This is a genomic window from Nocardioides sp., assembly GCF_031422975.1.
Lineage (GTDB): Bacteria > Actinomycetota > Actinomycetes > Propionibacteriales > Nocardioidaceae > Nocardioides.
In genome coordinates this window covers 1-3,986 of sequence record NZ_JANPEO010000599.1, presented here as the reverse complement: position 1 = coordinate 3,986, position 3,986 = coordinate 1, and the positions used below count along the sequence as shown (strand labels likewise).

General features: G+C 69.4%; 4 protein-coding genes. 1 reads left to right on the top strand and 3 read right to left on the bottom strand.

Translation table 11 applies throughout. The features are described 5' to 3' along the window. Window positions 1-1,054: type VII secretion protein EccCb (gene eccCb, locus RMO85_RS17845; RefSeq protein WP_310530064.1), on the top strand; the 1,054-nt coding region annotated here is incomplete at its 5' end. Window positions 1,055-1,090: 36 nt separating this feature from the next. On the opposite strand, the gene RMO85_RS17840 is transcribed toward eccCb, so the two are convergent. The 3 genes from RMO85_RS17840 to RMO85_RS17830 all read right to left on the bottom strand — a co-directional run. After that, window positions 1,091-1,912 carry an alpha/beta hydrolase gene (locus RMO85_RS17840; protein ID WP_310530063.1) on the bottom strand — a complete coding sequence of 274 codons (822 nt, stop codon included), beginning with the start codon at window positions 1,910-1,912 and terminating at the stop codon, window positions 1,091-1,093. Between the two features lie 194 nt (window positions 1,913-2,106). Next, a complete protein-coding gene (locus tag RMO85_RS17835) occupies window positions 2,107-2,589 on the bottom strand; it encodes a nuclear transport factor 2 family protein (RefSeq protein ID WP_310530062.1) in 483 nt (160 codons plus the stop codon). Further along, on the bottom strand, window positions 2,586-3,986 hold a 1,401-nt coding region (locus RMO85_RS17830; RefSeq protein ID WP_310530061.1), incomplete at its 5' end, for a helicase HerA-like domain-containing protein. The genes RMO85_RS17830 and RMO85_RS17835, both read right to left, overlap by 4 nt.

Genomic DNA, 3,986 nt, shown 5'->3' with positions numbered 1-3,986 from the left:
CGCGGCGTCCACCCGGTGGGCGGACTTCCGGGCGGCGATGCGTGACGTCTTCGGCTCCAAGCTCGAGCTGCGACTCGGCGACCCCGTCGACTCCGAGATCGACCGCAAGGTCGCCGCGCTGGTGCCGACCGGCCGACCCGGCCGAGGCCTCGTCCCCAGCAAGCTGCACTTCCTCGGCGCCCTGCCCCGCGTCGACGGCGACGGCGACTCGGCCACCCTGGGTGAGGGTGTCGACGACCTCATCGACCGCGCGAACGCAGCGTGGCAGGGCACCCCCGGACCCAAGCTGCGCCTGCTGCCCGAGCTGATCAGCCTGGACAGGATCCGCGAGGACGCCGTTCGCCGCAGGATCGACGACAAGCGCATCCTGATCGGCATCAACGAGAAGGAGCTTGCGCCGGTCGCGATCGACGTGACCGCCGAGCCGCACCTGCTGATCTACGGCGACGGCCAGTCGGGCAAGAGCGCCCTGCTGCGCACCTACGTGCGGGAGATCATGCGCACGCGCACACCGAAGGAGGCGCAGATCGTCGTCGTCGACTACCGGCGGTCGTTGCTCGGTGAGGTCTCCGACGAGTACCTGCTGAACTACCTGACCTCGGCCACCCAGGCCACCCCGACGCTGAAGGACATCGCGGCCTATCTCGAGAGCCGGATCCCGGGGCCTGACGTCACGCCGGAGCAGCTGCGCAACCGGTCATGGTGGACCGGCGCCGAGGTGTTCGTCGTCGTCGACGACTACGACCTCGTCGCGACCCAGCAGTCCTCGCCGGTGCAGGCGCTGCAGCCGCTGATGGCGCAGGCCCGCGACACCGGCCTGCACATCATCGTGGCCCGCCGTGTCGGTGGTGCGTCGCGGGCGTCGTACGAACCCGTCCTCCAGTCGATGCGCGACCTCGCCATGCCCGGGGTGCTGCTCTCCGGTCCGCGCGACGAGGGTGCCCTGATCGGCAACCTCCGGCCGCAGCCGGCGCCACCGGGCCGGGCCCGCGTCGTCACCCGCGACAAGGGCATCGAGGTCGCTCAGCTGGCGTGGACCGACCCGACGATGTGAACCGGGGCTGCCGCCCTGCTTCGCGACCCAACGACCTCAGCGGGCCAGGAACTCCAGCAGCGCCTTGTTGAACTCGCCCGCGTGGCTCACGTTGAAGCCGTGGGGCGCGCCCGGCACGACCACCAGGGTGCTGCCGGGGATCGCCTCGGCGGTGCGCCTGCCGGACACCTCGAAGGGGACGATCGCGTCGGCGTCACCGTGGATGACCAGCGTCGGGATGTCGACCTTGGTGAGGTCGTCGCGGAAGTCCGTGCGGGCGAAGGCGTCGATGCACCCGACGAGGGCCTCGTCGCGCGCCGGCTGCTGGAGGGCGATCGCCTCCTGGCGCTGCTCCTCGGTGACCTTGAGGTCGTCGCCGGCGGTGAAGAAGTTGGTCGTGAAGCCGTCGAGGAAGTTGACCCGGTCGGTGCGGGCACCCTCCTCCATGCCCTGCACGTCGGAGTCCTCGAGGCCGCCGTCGGGGTTGTCGTCGGTCTTGAGGAGGTACGGCGGCACCGCACCGGCGAAGACCGCCGAGTGGAGCCGGCCGGTGCCGTGCTGGCCGATATAGCGCGCGATCTCGCCACCGCCCATCGAGAAGCCGACCAGGCTGGCGTCGGTGAGGCCGAGCCCGTCGAGCAGGCCGGCGAGGTCGGCGGCGAAGGTGTCGTAGTCGTAGCCGCCCTCGGGCTTGGCGGAGTCGCCGAAGCCGCGGCGGTCGTAGGTGAGGACCCGATATCCGGCGTCGCTGAGCGCGGGCACCTGCTCGGACCAGGCCGCTCCGCTCAGCGGCCAGCCGTGGATCAGCACCACGGGCCGTCCGTCACCTCCGGTGTCGGTGTAGTGCAGGGCGACGTCGTTGGCAGTGATCTCGGGCATGGGGTGCTCCTCCGGCTAGATGTCTTGTGTACAAGACAACTTGCCAGATGACACTGGTCCAGACAAGGCGGGCGCCAGATCAGGCCACACCGCGTAGACACGCGGACATTGGTCGACGGCCGCCGACTCGTTGAGCGTGGCGAGGAGACCGCGGCCGTACTTGTGTCCGCGTGTCTACGAGGCCCGGCTGCCCATCACGTTGCGCCGGGGCGCTCGCCACGCGAGCGGGGGCCCTGCTCGACCGTGAGCCCCGCAGTGGTCGTCGTCGCCTCAAAGATCCGCTCGTAGCCGGTGTGCACCATCCGCCAACCCTCGGGCGAGCGGACGTATCGGTCCTCGTAGAGTGCGGCACCCTCGAGCGCGAAGTCGTGCGCGGGTGCGTAGACCCGGTCGTGGAGGTACCAGGTGCCCCTCGCCTCGTCGCCGTCGACGCTGATCTCCGGGTGGTGGCCGTGGTGCATGGTCACCAGGTCAGGCACCAGCGAGGCGGTGAGGAACGCGAGGATCGCCTCCCGATCGGCGCACCGCTGAGCGGGGTAGGACGCCGTCGCCTCGGGCACGAAGCAGGCGCTCACACCGTCCCAGTCCTTGGTGTCGACGCACCGGAAGTAGGCGTACTTCAGCCGGCGGATCTCCTCGAGGTCCAGCAGGAGTCGTAGGTCGTCCTGGTGCGTCATCGGCGGCCGGACTTGAACATGCCTCGCGCGACCTCGCGCGCAGCCGTGCGCATGAAGTCCTTGAAGGCGCCGGACTTCACGACGTCCATGACGATGCCGTCGTCGTCCTTCTTTGCCTGTCTGGTGACGCGTTCGGTCTTCTGCTCGCGGGCCATCTCCTTGACCTTGACGTCCTCGGCCGCCTTGCGGGCGCCCTCCTCGATGCGTACGGCGAGCTTCTCGCGCGCGGAGTCGCGGTCGACGACCTCGCTGTACTTCGCGAAGAGCGGGCTGGCCTTGACGGCCGCCTGCATGGCGGTGGCGTCGGCCATCCCCATCAACGACTCGGGCGCTCGCAGGCGGGTCCAGGCAACCGGGGTCGGCGCGCCGCGCTCGTTCATCACGGTCACGACCGCCTCACCGATGCCGAGGCTGGTGATCACCTCGCCCAGGTCGTCGTAGGCCGAGTTGGGGTAGGTGTTGACCGTCTGCTTGAGCGCCTTGGCGTCGTTGGGCGTGTGGGCGCGCAGCTGGTGCTGGATGCGCGAGCCGAGCTGGGCGAGCACGTCGTCGGGCACGTCGGTGGGGCTCTGGGTCACGAAGAAGACACCGACTCCCTTGGACCGGATCAATCGCACGGTCTGGGCGATCTGGTCGAGGAAGGCGTCGGAGGCGTCGTTGAACAGCAGGTGCGCCTCGTCGAAGAAGAACACCAGCTTGGGGCGGTCGATGTCACCGACCTCGGGCAGGTCGTGGAAGAGGTCGGCCAGGAGCCACATCAGGAAGGTGGAGAACAGCGCGGGCCGGTCCTGCAGGTTGGGCAGCTCGATCAGGCTGATCACGCCCATGCCGTCGGCCGACACCTTGAGGAACTCGCTCGACTCGAACTCCGGCTCACCGAAGAACGCGTCGGCTCCCTGGCTCTGGAAGGAGATCAGCTCACGCAGGATGACGCCTGCGGTGGCGCTCGAGAGGCCGCCGAGACCCTTGAGATCGGCCTTGCCCTCGTCGCTGGTGAGGAACTGCACCACGGCCCGCAGGTCAGCGAGGTCGAGCAGGGGCAGGCCGGCCTGGTCGGCGTAGTGGAAGACGAGCCCCAGGCTCGACTCCTGGGTGTCGTTGAGGCCGAGCACCTTGCTCAGGAGCATCGGTCCGAACGACGTCATCGTCACTCGCAGGGGTACGCCGATGCCCTGGCCACCCAGCGCGTAGAACTCGGTCGGGAAGCCGGTCGCGGTCCACTGCTGGCCGACCGACAGGGCACGGGCCTCGATCTTCTCGCCACCCGCACCCGGGACACTGAGACCGGACAGGTCGCCCTTGATGTCGGCCGCGAACACCGGCACACCATTGGCGCTGAGCTGTTCGGCGAGCAACTGCAGGGTCTTGGTCTTGCCGGTGCCCGTCGCGCCGGCGAC

Coding starts and splice junctions, on each gene's coding strand:
- RMO85_RS17840 (WP_310530063.1), bottom strand. CDS start 1,912: ATGCCCGAGATCACTGCCAACGACGTCGCCCTGCACTACACCGACACC.
- RMO85_RS17835 (WP_310530062.1), bottom strand. CDS start 2,589: ATGACGCACCAGGACGACCTACGACTCCTGCTGGACCTCGAGGAGATC.